The following is a 528-nucleotide window of genomic DNA, read 5'->3' on the forward strand; positions in this document are numbered from 1 at the left end:
CTTTATCTCTTTTACCGTGACAAAGGCATCCATTTCTTCAACCATGGCATTCTCCCAGAGTTTACTATCCTTTGAATTCACTGCTTCCCTGACAGTTCTGGGATCATCATCAGTAATAGATAATGCAAAATTGGAACGAAAATCAGGTGGACTATACCTTTCTGGTTGCCATTTGTCTCTCACTAATCTCCTGAATACTGGGGTATGTTCTTCTTCTTCTTCTTCCTCTTCTTCAGATGATTCACATTTTGCGTCATCATACTCAAGCTCTATTTTCTCAGGTTTGTCTTGCATTGGTAGGAATTCCTGTTTGGACACATCTTTTACCTTTCTGAAAACGACATCTCGACTGGAAACAGTTTTCTGGGTTTCTGGGTTTCTGGGTTCCAAAGATTATAACCTTTCACACCATCTTTATAACCAATAAAGATACACTTTTCAACCTTTTTATCCAGCTTACTCCTATTTTCCTTTGGAACATGTACATAAGCATCACAACCAAACACTCTAGGATGTTGAAGAGAGAGT

General features: G+C 38.6%; 2 protein-coding genes. Both read right to left on the reverse strand.

What is annotated here, in order from left to right:
- Window positions 1-318, reverse strand: a 318-nt coding sequence (locus NUW87_RS11595) for a hypothetical protein (protein ID WP_269028688.1), incomplete at its 3' end; no start/stop codon positions are given.
- A gap of 5 nt (window positions 319-323) precedes the next feature.
- The coding region (locus NUW87_RS11600) for a hypothetical protein (protein ID WP_269028689.1) at window positions 324-528 on the reverse strand (205 nt) is incomplete at its 5' end.

The organism is Corynebacterium pilbarense (assembly GCF_026930265.1).
Lineage (GTDB): Bacteria > Actinomycetota > Actinomycetes > Mycobacteriales > Mycobacteriaceae > Corynebacterium > Corynebacterium pilbarense.